The organism is Allorhizobium sp. NPDC080224, from assembly GCF_050281005.1.
Lineage (GTDB): Bacteria > Pseudomonadota > Alphaproteobacteria > Rhizobiales > Rhizobiaceae > Allorhizobium.
The window spans coordinates 88,558-103,040 of record NZ_JBNNWJ010000007.1; the positions used below are offsets into that span (position 1 = coordinate 88,558).

At 61.8% G+C, this 14,483-nt stretch carries 16 protein-coding genes and 1 pseudogene; 5 read left to right on the top strand and 12 right to left on the bottom strand.

Annotated features, from left to right (window positions below):
- Positions 1-4: 4 nt before the first annotated feature.
- The 10 genes from ACQKP1_RS23890 to blh form a co-directional block, all read right to left on the bottom strand.
- Positions 5-1,768, bottom strand: a complete 1,764-nt coding sequence (locus tag ACQKP1_RS23890) for an ABC-three component system protein (RefSeq protein WP_109707834.1) — start codon at positions 1,766-1,768, stop codon at positions 5-7.
- Positions 1,765-2,010, bottom strand: coding sequence for an ABC-three component system middle component 6 (locus ACQKP1_RS23895; protein WP_109707833.1), 246 nt, complete (start codon positions 2,008-2,010; stop codon positions 1,765-1,767). The genes ACQKP1_RS23890 and ACQKP1_RS23895 overlap by 4 nt, the downstream gene beginning before the upstream one ends.
- Positions 2,007-2,915 (bottom strand): ABC-three component system protein, encoded by a 909-nt coding sequence (locus ACQKP1_RS23900; protein ID WP_109707832.1) that lies wholly within the window; start codon positions 2,913-2,915, stop codon positions 2,007-2,009. Before ACQKP1_RS23900 ends, ACQKP1_RS23895 begins: the two co-directional genes overlap by 4 nt.
- A complete protein-coding gene (locus ACQKP1_RS23905) occupies positions 2,908-3,429 on the bottom strand; it encodes an XRE family transcriptional regulator (RefSeq protein WP_425349416.1) in 522 nt (173 codons plus the stop codon). The genes ACQKP1_RS23900 and ACQKP1_RS23905 overlap by 8 nt, the downstream gene beginning before the upstream one ends.
- A gap of 97 nt (positions 3,430-3,526) precedes the next feature.
- Positions 3,527-4,330 (bottom strand): thiol:disulfide interchange protein DsbG, encoded by an 804-nt coding sequence (gene dsbG / locus ACQKP1_RS23910; RefSeq protein ID WP_427277296.1) that lies wholly within the window; start codon positions 4,328-4,330, stop codon positions 3,527-3,529.
- A 200-nt stretch (positions 4,331-4,530) separates the two neighbouring features.
- The gene (locus ACQKP1_RS23915) at positions 4,531-5,328 is read right to left on the bottom strand and encodes a sulfite exporter TauE/SafE family protein (RefSeq protein WP_077549652.1); all 798 of its coding nucleotides are present in this window, start codon (positions 5,326-5,328) and stop codon (positions 4,531-4,533) included.
- A complete protein-coding gene (locus tag ACQKP1_RS23920; RefSeq protein ID WP_077549653.1) occupies positions 5,310-5,741 on the bottom strand; it encodes a YeeE/YedE family protein in 432 nt (143 codons plus the stop codon). Before ACQKP1_RS23920 ends, ACQKP1_RS23915 begins: the two co-directional genes overlap by 19 nt.
- The gene (locus tag ACQKP1_RS23925) at positions 5,738-6,148 is read right to left on the bottom strand and encodes a YeeE/YedE family protein (RefSeq protein WP_077549654.1); all 411 of its coding nucleotides are present in this window, start codon (positions 6,146-6,148) and stop codon (positions 5,738-5,740) included. Before ACQKP1_RS23925 ends, ACQKP1_RS23920 begins: the two co-directional genes overlap by 4 nt.
- Positions 6,145-6,492 (bottom strand): sulfite-sensing transcriptional repressor BigR, encoded by a 348-nt coding sequence (gene bigR / locus ACQKP1_RS23930; RefSeq protein ID WP_097142925.1) that lies wholly within the window; start codon positions 6,490-6,492, stop codon positions 6,145-6,147. Before bigR ends, ACQKP1_RS23925 begins: the two co-directional genes overlap by 4 nt.
- The gene (gene blh / locus ACQKP1_RS23935; RefSeq protein ID WP_109707831.1) at positions 6,483-7,781 is read right to left on the bottom strand and encodes a bifunctional sulfur transferase/dioxygenase Blh; all 1,299 of its coding nucleotides are present in this window, start codon (positions 7,779-7,781) and stop codon (positions 6,483-6,485) included. The genes bigR and blh overlap by 10 nt, the downstream gene beginning before the upstream one ends.
- A gap of 119 nt (positions 7,782-7,900) precedes the next feature.
- Between blh and ACQKP1_RS23940 the strand changes: the two are divergent.
- Positions 7,901-8,349: pseudogene (locus tag ACQKP1_RS23940) on the top strand (hypothetical protein).
- Between the two features lie 31 nt (positions 8,350-8,380).
- On the opposite strand, the gene ACQKP1_RS23945 reads toward ACQKP1_RS23940, so the two are convergent.
- Together ACQKP1_RS23945 and ACQKP1_RS23950 are read right to left on the bottom strand one after the other, a co-directional pair.
- Positions 8,381-9,748: an ATP-binding protein gene (locus tag ACQKP1_RS23945; protein ID WP_427277297.1), complete on the bottom strand. Its 1,368-nt coding sequence runs from the start codon at positions 9,746-9,748 to the stop codon at positions 8,381-8,383.
- A complete protein-coding gene (locus ACQKP1_RS23950) occupies positions 9,745-10,407 on the bottom strand; it encodes a response regulator (RefSeq protein ID WP_077549657.1) in 663 nt (220 codons plus the stop codon). Before ACQKP1_RS23950 ends, ACQKP1_RS23945 begins: the two co-directional genes overlap by 4 nt.
- A 104-nt stretch (positions 10,408-10,511) precedes the next feature.
- Here ACQKP1_RS23950 and dsbD point away from each other — a divergent pair, with 104 nt between their 5' ends.
- Genes dsbD through ACQKP1_RS23970 form a run of 4 tightly spaced genes read left to right on the top strand, consistent with a single transcriptional unit; the run spans position 10,512 to position 14,472 of the window.
- Entirely contained in the window at positions 10,512-12,356 is a 1,845-nt protein-coding gene (gene dsbD, locus ACQKP1_RS23955) for a protein-disulfide reductase DsbD (protein WP_427277298.1), read from the top strand.
- Positions 12,353-13,168: a TlpA disulfide reductase family protein gene (locus tag ACQKP1_RS23960; protein WP_077549658.1), complete on the top strand. Its 816-nt coding sequence runs from the start codon at positions 12,353-12,355 to the stop codon at positions 13,166-13,168. Before dsbD ends, ACQKP1_RS23960 begins: the two co-directional genes overlap by 4 nt.
- Positions 13,165-13,860, top strand: coding sequence for a L,D-transpeptidase (locus ACQKP1_RS23965; protein ID WP_097142929.1), 696 nt, complete (start codon positions 13,165-13,167; stop codon positions 13,858-13,860). Before ACQKP1_RS23960 ends, ACQKP1_RS23965 begins: the two co-directional genes overlap by 4 nt.
- Positions 13,861-14,472 (top strand): DsbA family protein, encoded by a 612-nt coding sequence (locus tag ACQKP1_RS23970; RefSeq protein ID WP_077549659.1) that lies wholly within the window; start codon positions 13,861-13,863, stop codon positions 14,470-14,472.
- Positions 14,473-14,483 lie beyond the last annotated feature (11 nt).

Below are 14,483 nucleotides of genomic sequence, written 5' to 3' on the forward strand. Positions count from 1 at the left end.
AAGCCTACTCGAAGCGTAGGCCGAACAGGCCACCTGTATCTGTCGCATCGGTCAGCTTGGTGTCGATGACATGCGCTTGGACGTCAAAGCCCCGCTGGAATCCCTCCCGCGGCAGCGCGTCCGAGTTCATGGTAACGATGTATTGAAAGCCGGCGGCCTGGGCGCGCTCCGCGCCAAGCTGAAGGGCCTTGGCCACCTGTCGCTCGTCCACACCATCGAAGAGATGGCTGTCGTGGATGAGGAAGCGTGGTCCGCGCCCATTCCTGATGCTAATTTCCGTCAACATGAGATCGAAACAGAAGATCTGCATGTTGGTGATCCCTTTGCTCCTCTGTCCGTCGATATGGACCTCAAATTGTGGGCCGCCGGCGGTTTCGGAAATGGTGAGGCTACCAGCCTTTTCGTAAAGCGACTCCGAGAGGGCTTCGAAGGCGAGGATGGCCTCGCGGATCACGTCAGCGCGCTCATGGATGTCGTCCCGCAGCGCTTTGGTCAGATTGGCCCGCTCGATATCGAGCTCGGCCTTCGTGCTCTCGATGCGCTCGGCGGTTTCAAGCCGCTGACGCAGGCCCTCGACTTCGGCTTCGGCCCTGCCAGCCTCTTCCCGCAAGGTGGTGTAATGTTCGAGTGCGCCGCCCGAGCGCAGCACACCCATAATTTGCCGGCGGCGCCGGTCCCGGTCCGCGATGCGCTGGTCTCGCTCGCTCATCCGTGTCTCGGCCGAGGCAATTTCGGCATTAAGATGCGCCCGGCGGTTCTCTATGATGGTTCGATGGAAGCGTTCGACTTCATCAAAGCGCCGGCGAACCATGTCCGGCAGCACCACACCAGCCTCGGCGTACAGTTTGGTGACGTCGTCGAGATCGGGCGCATCCTCTTCGCCAAGCGATGCGCGAAGTTGCTGGAGCAGGTCACCATCGACCACGTTTTCTACGTTGAGAGCGTCAATCTCGCGCGTGATCTCGTTCGCTTCACGCTCGAGAGCCTTGTATTCCGGCACGACCTCGAAATTCTCGAGATGAGCCCGCAACCGCTCGGTGCGCGCTTCTGCGATGGTCAGACGTGTCCGTAGATCGGCGGCCTTACCGAAGAAACGACCGAGGTCGCCACTGCGCGCGGCCTTGCGAAGCTCCTGAGCGACCTTTTCTTGGCCGCGAAGTTCCTGAAAACGGCCCGGAATCGTCCAATCGAGGCCGAGCAAATAGCAGATGGAAACCTGCTGGTCCCACGCCTGCTGCATGGTCGAATGCTGCATTGGCTGATGAAACCCGCCGCTAAGTTGGCGCCGCGCGAAGTAGGAGAAAAGTGACCGGAATGAGGGCTGGAAGCGTTCGGCTTCATCCCCCGCCGATATCGGCAGGCCGAACCAGAGATGACCGAGATTGGCCTTCCAATTCTCATTCGACAGTTCGAACAGCCCTGCACGCTGGTCGAACTGCGGCGGGACAGGCCAGTTCTCGACCGGGCCGTTGACGAAGATTTTGCTCGGTTTCGCGCCACTGCGAGCCGCCGAAATGGTTTCGCCAGCGACGTCGACGGCAACATCGAACGTCGACGGAGACAGCGCTTCGGAACGGAAGATGCTCTCCTTGCGCGCGTCGGCGCCGAACAGGAAATGGACCAGCTCTATGAAGCTGGTCTTCCCGGCACCATTACGCGACTGTCGATCGTTTGAACCTTCGCTCTTGTCGGCCAGGAGGATGTTGAGGCCCGGGCCGAAGGTCAGTGTCTTAAAGGGCGCCAGGTCACTACCGAAGCGGCGGATCATGGCTGAACCCTCCGCACCAAGCCGCGCTCGAATTCGAGTGCGCCGATCGCGTAGAGCAGGTCCAGCGAGAGGACGAACCACTGATAGTCGATCGGAGCGTTCGGGGCGTGAAGGGTTCGCCGACCGCGCACCTCGTCCCACAGCCTTGACATGGTCATAGGCCTTTTCAGGATATCGAGCACTTCCGCGCCCACGCCGATCAGCGCGCGATCCGGTCGAACATGTTTGGTCGGAAGGATCATAGCGCCCCCACCGAGGCGACCGGATCTTCGAAGATGTCGCAGCTGTCAAAGAAATAGGCGAGGACGGCGAGCGCCGCGCCTTGGCGCTTCGGCTCGCCGTTGAAACCGGCATAGTCTTGGAGGTGCTTGAAAATCGTGTCGGCGGGCAGGTCGAGCGCTTTCAACTCTGCATAGCGCGTGCGGAACGCCTCGGCGATGCGTTCGCCGAGGTCAGGGCGCGGGCTCTTCCGAAAGAAGGTGTCGACGAGGCTGGACTTCCGCCGCCCGATCCGCAGGAACAGGCCGGTCTCTTCAGAGAGCGCGTTCTTTTCGAGCTTTTTGGGTGACGGGGGAGTCAGGGGCGGATTTGGCGGACTATCCTGGCGTTGCAACGCGTCGATGATCGGCATGAGGTCGGACAGGACCAGTCGATCGACAATGGCGATGGAAGCCGCGAGGCCGAACAGAGCCTGCAGTGCGGAGATATCAAGGCCCATCGCGAGGGCATGAAGCTCGGGTTCGGACCACGTCGATATCTGGATTGTGGAATGCGCGTTGCGCAGGCCGTCCAGATGCTGGACGGCGTTTGGCGGCAGACCGCGGCCATCGTTGTGAACGAAGACCCATTCCTTCATGCCGCTGCCCCAATTGGTGCGCGCACCATGGAAATCCTCATCGATCTTGGCAATGAGGTCAGCTTCCTTCATCGCCTCCGGTGCATAGCACTGGAAGACGGAGCCACTGCTGACGCGGCGGCCGTCGCACTTCAGGTCGCCATAGGGGCCGTAAGGGCGAACTTCCTCGAAATCCGCGCCGAATGCGTAGCCGGCGAGCCGAACAAACCAGTCCTGGAAGGCCGTGCCCTTTTGAGTGTGGAACGCGAGGCGAAAACGGTCCACATAGATTGACCGCTGCAATTCATCCATGGCGTCGCCTTGCCGTCGACGCAGCGCCTCTTCCTCCGACTCGCGTCTTCGCGGCGGTATGGTCGCCCAGATGGTGAATCCGAAGCGCGGGGAGCTTCGGTAGCTTCACGGTCAGCTCAAGTTTTCCCCCGACCGCTTCGACATAGCTGCGAAGCGTCGACAAATACATATCTGATTGCTTCTCGATCTTTGAGACGGACGGCTGCTTGATGTTGAGTGCGGAGGCGATGTCTGCCTGGCCTTTACCAGCAATCTGCCGCAGTTCACGAAGGCCTTCGACTGCCTTTCTCAGGCCTTCTGACTCATTCTTTCCCTCGGAAGAAGGGGCGCTGACGCCGTTGTTGTTACTCTGGCCCATCTTGTCCCTAGCACGCTTTCGAACTTTGGCATTATTCCACCATCTGCGTTTGGCCTGCCATAGCTTTGGGGCTATGTCTAGTACCAGCGGTAAAGCCGGAGAAGAATCCCTGTCTGTTCTCTGGTGCGGCTGCTTCATCTTCGGCTTATGGCCCATTCCAGCCTCCAAACCGAAATTCACGTCTCCTATTGGCGCTTCTGCGCCATGACGCCCGTCGGCCCATTGCAGACATAGAAGAGCGGAGCGGGTTAAGCTATCTCGAACCCAAGATCATCTCGAGCGCGGCATCCTGAGGCAGACCAGCCATCTGTCCGATGCTGCCATCTGCCTTCCTGAAGACAATCGCAGGGGTGCCGGAAAAGCCAAGCTCGGTCATCAGGGTGGCATTGTGCTCAAGCTTTTCCGCCATTGCGGGGCTGACCGTTTCCAAAGGGGCGATGCCGCCGTCCTCGTACTTGTGTTCGTTTTCGGCCAATGCCTCCTCAGGAGACTTAGCCTCAAGAATGGCAGCCGCCTTGGCAGGCGAATCCTGTCTGATCACGCCGACCATGACATGCCGCAACTGCACCTTGCCCGCTTCGACCCATGGTCTGGCAGACTTCCAGAATTGGTGGCAGTAGGGACAGTTTGGATCGGTAAACACGTAGACGATCCTTGGCGCGTTTGGGCTTCCGTCCTTCACCCATGTGGATCGCTCAAGCTTTTGCCAGCCCTCTTCCGAGATCGGCGCTTCTACCATCTCCTTGAGTTGGGTCTCCGCCATGTCCTGTCCTGCTGCGTTGACAAGTGTGCCAACGACCACATGTTCGCCATCCGGGGTGAGGTAAAGTGCCAGAGGTTGAGCGCCAGCTTTTGCGGCGAATGCTCTCAGACCGCCTGGCACCTTCATCTCTCCAAGGATTGTCAGTCCCTGCTGCTCGATCGCCTTCAGGATCCGGGGATACTCTTGGGGCTGCGGGACATCCTCGGCTGCGGCGATCTGTGGTGCAGAACCGAACAGCAGCGCTGTGAACAGCATCAGGGTGGGTCTGAGATTGGTGACAATGAAGAGGCGCATTGGAGTTCCTTCAAAAGCTGTCGCTTGACCTGCTCACCTTAAGGCAGCCTTAAGGAGCGGCCCCTGTGCATGTGGCAGCGCCGGTCCTTGCTTCTGTCCGAGTAAGTGTCGCTTTGTTAACGGCGTCCTGAATAGACGTTCACTCGGCGCCGGCACCGCTATGAGGCGCCAGGAGGTCGCCACATTGAGATTGGCCGCCCTCAGCCAATCATCGACGTCCCCCAGTTGCGATAGAGGATGTAGGCTGCGACCACGAAGATCAGCGCGGCAAACAGGCGGTTGAGGATGTTCTTGTAGGCGCTGAGGCGTGTGGCGAGGAGCATTCCGAGCACGCCGCCGATGATGCCACCACCAATGAACTCGGCGGCAAGCCACCAATCCACCAGACCGGAGCTGGCGTAGTTCAAGGCGGTCGCCAGCCCGAACACGCCGACGGAGAGGAGCGAGGTACCGATCGCGTTGATCATCGGCATGCCGGTCGCCAGCATCAGGCCGGGAACGATCAGGAAGCCTCCGCCGATGCCGAAGAAGCCGGATGCCGCGCCCGCGGCCAATGCGACGGCCGCGGTGGCGAGGCACATCCGGAGGTCGACAGGACGGCATTCGACCGCAACTGCCTTCCTGGGCTTGAGCATCAGAGCGCCCACAACCACCATCAGGATGCCGAACAGGAAGATCAGTCGGTCTCCGTCCATCGCCTTGCCGAGGCTTGAGCCGGCAAGCGCGCCAACCACGCCAAGCGCGGAGAAGACGGCCGCGCACCGCCACCAGACATGCCCCTTGATCGCGTGGCTCACAAAGTTGGCAAAGGCGTTCACGGCAACCGCAAGCGCGCCCGTTCCAATGGCAACATGCGGCTGCGTGACGCCGACGACGTAGAGGAGGAGCGGCGTCGCCAGGATCGACCCACCGCCGCCGAGCAGGCCGAGCATGAAGCCGACGATCCCGCCGGAGCCGACTGCCGCAAGAATTGAGGTGGTCACGTCCGTCTGCTCCATACTCGGTCGTGCAAGGTCATGCCCACCAGCATGGCGATGACGAACAGTACCGTCTGGGGGATGCCGATGGGCAGCGACGCGACCGCCGGGCCGGGACAAAAGCCACCGATCCCCCAGCCGAGGCCGAACAGGGCGGATCCGATGATGAGCGGCGGGTCGATCTGCCGATTGGTCGGGACATGGAAGCTGTCGCCGAAGGCCGGGTGTCGCATCCGCTTCATCACCTGAACACCGATGAAGGCGACGACGACGGCACCGCCGAGAACAAAGGCAAGACTTGGATCCCACGTGCCGAAGATGTCGAGGAAGCCTTGGACGCGTGCCGGGTTCAGCATCCCGGAGAGGGACAGGCCGAAACCGAAGACGATGCCTGATGCGAGCGCGGCAGCGAACTGGTAGATATTCCGGTTCATGATCCAAGACCTCGCAGAAGGGTAACGGCAACCACGCCGGCTGTCAGGAAGGTGGCGACAGCCACCATCGAGCGCGGCGACAGGCGGGCCAGCCCGAGGACGCCATGCCCGCTGGTGCAGCCGGATCCCATCCGCGAGCCGAATCCTACCAGCAACCCGGCGACGATGATCAGCGGCCAGCCTGCAGTGATCTCGACCTCTGGCCAACCATCGAACATGACGAGGTAGGCCAATGGCCCGAGCAGCAGGCCGAGCACGAAGGCCAGGTTGGTGGTCAGGCCGACACCCTGGGCAAGACGGCCGACGATGCCGCTGATCCCGGCGATCCGGCCGTTGAGGAGCAGCAGCATGACCGCTGACAGGCCGATCAGCATGCCGCCGGTCAATGATGGGAGATACTGGCTCATGTGTGGTCCTTCACGCAGAAGATGTCATAGAGGGCGGCGACCAGCTGGGCCGCCTTCTCCTCGGTCAGGGAATAGAAGATCTGCTTGCCGTCCCGCCGTGTCTCGACGATGCCGGAGCCACGCAGCACCGTGAGGTGCTGCGACAAATGTGGCTGATGCAGATCGAGCTTCTCTTCAAGCTCGCCGACCGAGTATTCTCCCTCCACCAGCGTGCAGACGATCATCAGCCGCGCCGGATGGGACAGCGTCTTGAGGAGGTTTGCCACCTCTTCGGCGCGGCTCGCCATTTCGACCGGGGAAAGCCCTGCCTTCAACATTGCCTTCAGGTCGGTGCTCATTCCCATGCCGCCCCCTGCAATGCATCGAGCGGGAACTTGAGGTAGCGCTTGCCGTTGGCTTCCGGCTCCGGCAGACGCCCGCCGCGGATGTTCACCTGCAGGGCATGCAGGATGAGCTTTGGCATAGGCAGCGTCTTGTCACGCTTGGTTCTGAGAGCGACGAACTCCTCCTCGCTCACGCCGGCAAGATGCGGGTTGGATTTCTTCTGCTCGGCCACGGTGCTTTCCCACCGAGGCGCCCGATCATCCGGCTGATAGTCGTGGCCCGTGAAGATCCGCGTCTCGTCCGGGAGCGCGAGGATGTCCTGTATCGACCTCCACAGCACCCGTGCATCACCACCGGGGAAGTCGGCACGCGCCGTGCCGCTGTCGGGCATGAACAGCGTGTCGTGGACGAAGGCTGCGTCGCCGATCACATAGGTGATGGAGGCGAGCGTATGTCCGGGCGAGAACATCACCTTCGCATCGATAGACCCGACCTTGAACGTATCGCCGTGGGCGAACAGTTGGTCCCATTGCGATCCGTCGGTGGCAAGCTCGGGCCAGTTGTAGATACCCTTCCACAGCTTCTGCACGTCCACGACGCGCTCGCCGATGGCGGTGCGCGCGCCGGTCTTCTCCTTCAGGTACTGGGCGGCCGAGAAGTGGTCGGCATGCGGATGGGTGTCCAGGATCCACTCGACCGTCAGTCCTTGGGCGCGGACGTAGTCGAGGATGGCGTCGGCATTGAGCGTCGCCGTCGCACCTGCCTTCTCATCGAAGTCGAGAACCGGGTCGACAATGGCGCACTTGCCCGTCTCCGGATCGGAGACGACATACTGGACGCTCCAGGTGCGCTTGTCGAAGAAGCCCTTGACCTGCGGTCGGCGGGGGGCCTGCTTCTCCAGCCAGGCTGCAGCGCCCCTTGTGTCGAAGCCGCGTTCACGTCCGAAGTCCATGACCTGGTCGGCACGCAGGCGGCCGTCGAGGACCTCTCCGATCACATAGAGGTTCAGCGACCGGGTGCCGGTCTTGCAATGGGCGAAGACGGGGCCCTCAGATTCATCGATCGCGCGCTGGAAGGCGCGCACGTCCGCCTCGGTGATGGTGGCTCCGGTGACTGGAATGAACGCATAGGACAGGTTGCAGTGCTTTGCTTCCTGCGCTTCGGCTTCGGTTCCCGGCTGTCCGGGCTCCTCGCCATCCGGGCGATTATTGATAAGTGTCTTGAACCCGTTCGCGCGCAGCGAACGGATGTCTTCGACGCTTGGCTGAGACGAGACCGAAAGCTTCTCGGATACACTGGTGACAGGCATAACTAGCTCCGCGTAAATATCGTTATACGTTCTAATATATTATATAGTGAGTTACCTTCAAGGCCGGTCACGGAACTTTGTGCTTCCCCTGGGGTTCCCGCGCAAAGGAGATCAAAACCATGGCCACGACAGCGAACCGGGTCAGCGCCCAGACATCCGACGAGATCAACAACCGCCTTCGCTGGCAGATGGAAGAGAGGCTCGCCTACTACGAAGCCCACCCCGACCAGATCGCAGCGAGGCTCGCGGAACTTGATCGGGAGTGGGACATCGAGCGGACGCTCGAAGCAAATGCCTCCTCTTTGGCATTCACAGGGACCATTTTGGCGGCGACAGTAGACAAACGATGGCTGCATTGCCGGCAATCGTAACCGGCTTCCTGTTCCAGCACGCCATCCAAGGCTGGTGTCCGCCCCTGCCGGTATTGCGCCGCATGGGGTTTCGGACGGCGGAGGAAATCAACCAGGAGCGATATGCGTTGAAAGCGCTCAGAGGTGACTTCGACGCCAAGGGCGGCAACAGGCTCGATGCTGCGCTACGAGCCGTCGGGGTCAGACGGGGTCCATAAGCGCAACAGGACAGGGCCAGCCGCCAAGGGCTCAGATCGGAAACGACGCCCTCGCAACAAACCAGCGAGCACCTCTCTCGAAGGTCAGGCTTCCGCCTAGACGGGCGAGCGCCATCTGGACGATGGACAATCCGAGGCCACTTCCATGTCCGTGCGCCTTTGATCCCCGGAAGAAGCGTTCCGTGACGCGCTTTTCGTCCTCCTGCTTAATTCCCGGTCCCTGGTCCAGGATTTCAACGCAGACTTCGTCATACCTTGCCGTAACGCGGCACCTGACTTCCCCGCCCTTCGGAGAATGCTGGATGGCATTTTCAAGCAGATTGCGGATCGCCAGACGAACAAGGATCTTGCGACCTCGGATGTGGGTGGGCGGCTGAGCCTGATCTGCAAGTTCCATCGCCACGTGAACCTCATTTACTGAGAGCTGCGTCTCCAACTCTGAGGCGACTTCCCCGACAAGGACCGCGATATCCACCTCCTCATCGTTCGCGTTTCCTTGGATCGCATCCAGGGCGGCAAGATCGATGAGTTGCCGCACCATTCGGCTGGTTCGGTCGACGCTTGTGGAAATGCGGGCCAGTGCGTCGCGCTGGATGGTGGGGTTGTCGGTTCGAAGAGCGACCTGCGCCTGTGTCTTCAGCCCCGCAAGTGGTGTCTTCAGTTCATGCGCGGCATAGGCAGTGAAGCTCCGCTCTCGGTCCCGCGCTTCGGCCACGCGACCGAAAAGGCTGTTCAATGCGCGAATGACGGGACGCACTTCGCGCGGGGCGGAGCCGGCATCCACCGGATGAAGTTCGGATGCCGAACGGCCAGCCAGCCCTTCGGCAATGCGGGTGAGCGGAGCAAGGCCGCGACCAACGCTCAGCCAGATCAGTGCCGCCAGCACGGGGAGAATGGCGATGCCTGGCAGGAGGAGCCCCTTGATGACATCGCCGATCAGCCGCTCTCGGATTTCGAGACTGTCGCCAACCAGCACGCGGACGCCAAGGGAGGGATTGACGACTGCATAGACACGCCACCGCTCGCCGTCGATCTCGGTCTCTTCGAAGCCATTCGTGTGACTGGCGAGGGAAGTTGCAGGCGCACTCTCCGAACGGCTGACAAGGCTACCCTGCAGCGACCAGATTTGGCAGGAGAGTTGGCGGCTGTAGCTGCCGCCGGCTTGCTCAAATGGTGCAGGTGGGGCGCTCGCGGTTGCCGCGCTCGCTGCAGCAGCAGGATCGATCCGGTGATCGGTGATCAGCGAACTTACCATGCGTGCCGCTTCCATCAGGCGGGCGTCGAGGACGCGCTCGACCTCGGCCTGGGTGCTGGCGTAGATCCAGGCAGCGGCGAAGAGCCACACGGCGCCGGTGGTTGCAAGCAGGATTGCAAACAGCCGGATCCGTATGGAGTTCATTGTGCCGCCCTCAATCGATAGCCTGCGCCCCGAACGGTCTCGATGAAGCTCGCGCCCAGCTTGGATCGGAGCTTGTGGACGTGAACTTCCACCGTATTGCTCTCGATCTCCTCCTGCCATCCATAAAGCTTCTCCTCGAGATTAGACCGGGACAGGATGACGCCGGGCGTCTCCATCAGCGCCTGCAGGATGACGAACTCCCGCCGCGAGAGGGAGATCGCCATGCCGTCACGCGATGCGGACATGCGCGCCGGGTCGAGGCTCACGTCCTTCCATTCGAGAAGCCCTGTGGCCCTGCCGTGTCCACGACGGACGATGGCACGGAGCCGGGCAGCGACCTCGTCGAGATCGAAAGGTTTTCCGAGATAGTCGTCGGCTCCCGAGTCCAGCCCTGCTATTCGATCGGCAACTTCGTCCTTCGCAGTCAGCAGGAGAACAGGGGTGCGGTCGCCGGACCGTCGCATCCTTGCCAGTACATCGAGGCCAGTTCCGTCCGGGAGCATCAGGTCCAGGATGACGGCATCAAATCTGTCGGCCTCGATCGCAGCGTCGGCATCGGCAACCGATGTCACGGCGTCGACCGTGAAGCCGCACATCTGCAGCCCGACCTTCAGGCCGTCCAACAGGATCTCGTCATCTTCCACGACCAGCAGGCGCATCACATCCTCATCTGACTTCGCGTCCTCCCTGCGCCGGCTACCTTAAGGCTGCCTTAAGGTTGGGAGGAGAGACCGCCGCTCCAACCCAAGCAACGGAGCGGACCTTGCGTTTCTTCCTGTCGGTTTCATCTTTCATCGTGGCCTTAGCCGTCTCGGCGGTGGCGTCAGCTATCGAACCGCCGCTTCCAATGGATCAGGCCTTTCGCATGGAGGCAGGACGCGACGGTCCTGACATCGCATTAAGATGGCAGCTTGAAGACGGCTACTATCTCTACCGAGAATACCTGAGTGTGAAAGACGCCGACGGCAGACCTCTCGAAATGACAACCCCGCCGGGCGTCATCAAGGAGGATCCCGGATACGGAAGCACCGAGGTTTATTATGGGACGGCTACGGCAACGATCGCCGGACCGGTCACTGGTTTCGTCAAGGTCACCTACCAGGGCTGCCAGGATGGCGGTCTCTGCTATCCTCCGACCACGGTCGATCTCGACCCTGCTGCGTTGACGCCTGTAGCCAGCAAAAAACCGGCTGGTCTTCAGACTGCGCTTCAGTCACAGGCAGCCTTTCCTCTGGTGTCCAAAGCCGCGCCGGAACCCGCCGACACGGCTGCAATCCGTATCTCTGACCAGTCCTCCAACGGACTCGTGGGATCTCTGCTCGATCGCGGTGGAGTGCTGTTGCTGGTCGCCGGCTTCATGGGGCTCGGCGTCCTGCTGGCCTTCACGCCATGCGTGTTTCCCATGTACCCTATCCTCGCCGCGACCCTTTCGAGGGAGGGCGAGAGCCTGTCGGCTGGACGTGGATTTGTATTGTCGTCAACCTACGTCCTTTCTTTGGCGGCTGCCTTCAGTCTCTTCGGCGTGGTCGCTGCATGGTGGGGTCAGAGCTTCCAGATCGCGCTCCAGTCTTCCGCTGCCACACTCGTCGTTGCAGCCATCTTCGTGGCTCTGGCACTTTCAAGCTTCGGGATATTCGAACTCCAGCTTCCCTCCTTTCTCAGGAACCGGCTCGCCCCACGCCGCGATTCAGGAGGTTCACTGGCGTCTTCGGCAGCGCTCGGATTCTCATCCGCTCTGGTGATCGGACCTTGCGTTACGGCTCCGCTCGCCGGCGCGCTTCTCTACATTGCGCAGACCGGAGACGTCGTCCTCGGCGCGACGGCCTTGTTCGCGCTCGGCATCGGCAAGGGCATCCCCTTGATCCTGATGGGGACCTTCGGGTCGGGCCTGCTTCCGCGCGCGGGCCAATGGATGGAGCGCGTCCGGCAGGTGTTCGGCTTCCTTTTTCTCGCGACCGCCGTATGGCTCGTGGATCGTCTGCTGCCTGCCGGAACTGGTCTTCTGCTGTGGTCGGTTTTGGCGATCACCTTTGCCGTCTTCATCGGAGCCTTCGATCAGACGGGACCCGAGGCCGGCGGAGCTCAGCGGCTCGCCAGATCCGCGGGCATGTTGGCGGGTCTCTACGGCGTCATGTTGGGAATTGGTGGCCTCTCGGGCGCAACGGATCCTCTGAAGCCTCTTGCGACGATCGCTGTCGCGCGCTCTGGAGACGCTATGCCCGCGAAAACGATCCGCAAGGACTCCTTCCAGTCCGCTAGCTCTGCAGCCGATCTGTCTTCAATCCTTGACGCCGATGGGGCCGGTGCTCCCTCGCTTGTCTACTTCACGGCCGACTGGTGCGTCACCTGCCGAGTGATTGAGCGGTCCGTTTTTCCCGACCCGACCGTGGCTGACGCGCTGGACGGCATCCGCCTGATCTCGGTGGATCTCAGTGAGATCACCGAGGCCAACCAGTCGCTGATGAAGGACCTTCAGGTCGTCGGGCCCCCGACAATGCTGTTCCTCGACGGCAACAACGATGAGATTGCCGACAGCAGGCTGGTGGGAGAGATCAGTGCAGACACCGTTACGACGTCTGCATCAGCAGCCAAGAGCGCCCTTCGATGAACGCCGTCTCCTTCGGTCCCTTCGCGTTCGACGCCGAGCGCTTCGCTGCCATCGTGGGCATGGTCGTGTTTCTCGCTGCAGCGTCCGTTCTTGCCCACCGGGTCGACGACAGGCTCGGACGCTGGTCGTCTTGGACGGCTCTGGTCGGACTGGCGGCGGCGCGCCTGGGGCATGTTCTGCAGCATGCCGGGAGCTTCGCTTCGGAGCCTTGGCGGATCCTTGCGGTGTGGCAAGGCGGGTTCTCCTGGAGCGGAGGGGCCGCAGGCGTCGCCGTGGTGCTGGTCCTGCTGTTCCTGAAGAGCCGAAAGCTTGTCGGATGGGCCGTGGCTAGCCTTGCCGCTGGCATGGTTGCGACAGCGGCGACGCTGGCGTTGACCTATTCTGACCCGCAGCTAGCGCCCGTCACCTCCAGCTTCCGGACACTTGATGGTGCCGAAAGAGGGATCGGTGCCAACGGTCGTCCTACGGTTCTGAACCTGTGGGCGACGTGGTGCCCGCCTTGCCGCCGCGAACTGCCGATGATGGCGGAACTCGCTGCCAACATGGCCGATGTCGACTTCGTCTTTGCAAACCAGGGCGAGCAGGCGGCCAAGATCGCTGACTACCTCCGGAGTGCGAACCTCGATCTGCCGCAGGCGGTGCTCGATCCGCAGCTTCTGCTCAGCCGCCACTATTCGGCGGTCGGTCTGCCCGCAACACTCTTCTTAGCAGCCGACGGCACGCTGGCCGGCTCTCACCTCGGCGAGATTTCCCGCGAGGTTCTCGCGCAGAAGATCCAGGAACTCAAATCTGAAGAAGGAATATCCGAATGATCCCTGCCCGAGCGGCCGATCTGTGGCGACCGTTGACCGCCTCGCTTTTCGTCATGGGGTTGTCGGCCTGCGCGCAGACCGCCGCGGAGCCCGCAAAGGTCGAAGCCCCGAAAGCGGACCCGTCGTTGGCCAGTATGTATGCGCCGATCAAGGATGGAGACGAAACCATCCCCGGCGTCGACGTCTCCAAGATGGATCCGAAGAATGTCCGCCAGGTTGTGGACTACAAGACCGGCTATCCGGCAGGCACTATCGTGGTCGATCCCCACTCCCGTTTTCTTTACCTCGTCATGGAGGGTGGCAAGGCGATGCGCTACGGCGTCGGCGTCGCCAAGGCCGGCATGGAATTCGAGGGCGAGGCCGATATCGCCCGTAAGGCGCAGTGGCCGGGCTGGGTGCCCACCCAGAACATGATCAAGCGCAATCCGGAGCGCTACGGCCCTTTAGCATCGGGCCTGGAGGGTGGCATCAAGAACCCTCTGGGAGCACGTGCCCTGTACCTCTACCAGGGCGGCAAGGACACGCTCTATCGAATCCACGGGACCAATGAACCCTGGAGCATCGGCAAGTCGGTCTCGTCCGGCTGCATCCGGCTGCTGAACCACGACATCATCGACCTGCATCGCCGCGTGCCGAAGGGCTCCAAGGTCGTCGTGCTCGGACCTGAAGAATCGCGAAAAGGAGAAGTATGAATGATTACCCGCAGAAACCTGCTCGCCGTCACCGCGGGCACTGCCGCAGTGGCTGCCGTCCTCCCGCGCCTGGCGTTCGGCCAGGAGATCACCGAAAAGACCGTCTTCCATGATCCGGACGCACCAGTTCTCGGCAATCCCAAAGGGGACGTCACGGTCGTCGAATTCTTCGATTACCAGTGCCCCTACTGCAAGAAGATCCATCCCATGCTCGAGAAGGTCGTTCGCGAGGACGGCAATGTCCGGCTGGTGCTGAAGGACTGGCCCGTCTTCGGCGGTGCCTCGATCTTTGCTGCCCAGGCAGTTCTCGGAGCCGCCCAGATCGGCAAGTACGAGCCTGCAATGGAGGCGCTGATGAAGACGACGGGCAAACTGACTGAAGAAGCCGTGGAGAAGGCGCTCACGAGCACCGGCCTCACGATGAAGGAAATTGCTGCCGCCGTGAACAAGCACAGCACCAAGATCTCGGGGCTGCTCGACCGCAACTACAGCCAGGCGCTCGCCTTCAACTTCGCAGGTACGCCTTCCTTCGTCATCGGCCGGACCACGTTCGCAGGTGTGCTGGATGAGAAGGGGCTGAAGAAGGCGATCGCAGAGGCCCGCGCGGCCTGAGCGGGTGGCTC

Bases quoted from the DNA above. Each gene is read 5' to 3' on its own strand.
- ACQKP1_RS23890 (WP_109707834.1), bottom strand. From the start codon at position 1,768: ATGATCCGCCGCTTCGGTAGTGACCTGGCGCCCTTTAAGACACTGACC.
- ACQKP1_RS23895 (WP_109707833.1), bottom strand. From the start codon at position 2,010: ATGATCCTTCCGACCAAACATGTTCGACCGGATCGCGCGCTGATCGGC.
- ACQKP1_RS23900 (WP_109707832.1), bottom strand. From the start codon at position 2,915: ATGGATGAATTGCAGCGGTCAATCTATGTGGACCGTTTTCGCCTCGCG.
- ACQKP1_RS23905 (WP_425349416.1), bottom strand. From the start codon at position 3,429: ATGGGCCATAAGCCGAAGATGAAGCAGCCGCACCAGAGAACAGACAGG.
- dsbG (WP_427277296.1), bottom strand. From the start codon at position 4,330: ATGCGCCTCTTCATTGTCACCAATCTCAGACCCACCCTGATGCTGTTC.
- ACQKP1_RS23915 (WP_077549652.1), bottom strand. From the start codon at position 5,328: ATGGAGCAGACGGACGTGACCACCTCAATTCTTGCGGCAGTCGGCTCC.
- ACQKP1_RS23920 (WP_077549653.1), bottom strand. From the start codon at position 5,741: ATGAACCGGAATATCTACCAGTTCGCTGCCGCGCTCGCATCAGGCATC.
- ACQKP1_RS23925 (WP_077549654.1), bottom strand. From the start codon at position 6,148: ATGAGCCAGTATCTCCCATCATTGACCGGCGGCATGCTGATCGGCCTG.
- bigR (WP_097142925.1), bottom strand. From the start codon at position 6,492: ATGGGAATGAGCACCGACCTGAAGGCAATGTTGAAGGCAGGGCTTTCC.
- blh (WP_109707831.1), bottom strand. From the start codon at position 7,781: ATGCCTGTCACCAGTGTATCCGAGAAGCTTTCGGTCTCGTCTCAGCCA.
- ACQKP1_RS23945 (WP_427277297.1), bottom strand. From the start codon at position 9,748: ATGAACTCCATACGGATCCGGCTGTTTGCAATCCTGCTTGCAACCACC.
- ACQKP1_RS23950 (WP_077549657.1), bottom strand. From the start codon at position 10,407: ATGCGCCTGCTGGTCGTGGAAGATGACGAGATCCTGTTGGACGGCCTG.
- ACQKP1_RS23960 (WP_077549658.1), top strand. From the start codon at position 12,353: ATGAACGCCGTCTCCTTCGGTCCCTTCGCGTTCGACGCCGAGCGCTTC.
- ACQKP1_RS23965 (WP_097142929.1), top strand. From the start codon at position 13,165: ATGATCCCTGCCCGAGCGGCCGATCTGTGGCGACCGTTGACCGCCTCG.
- ACQKP1_RS23970 (WP_077549659.1), top strand. From the start codon at position 13,861: ATGATTACCCGCAGAAACCTGCTCGCCGTCACCGCGGGCACTGCCGCA.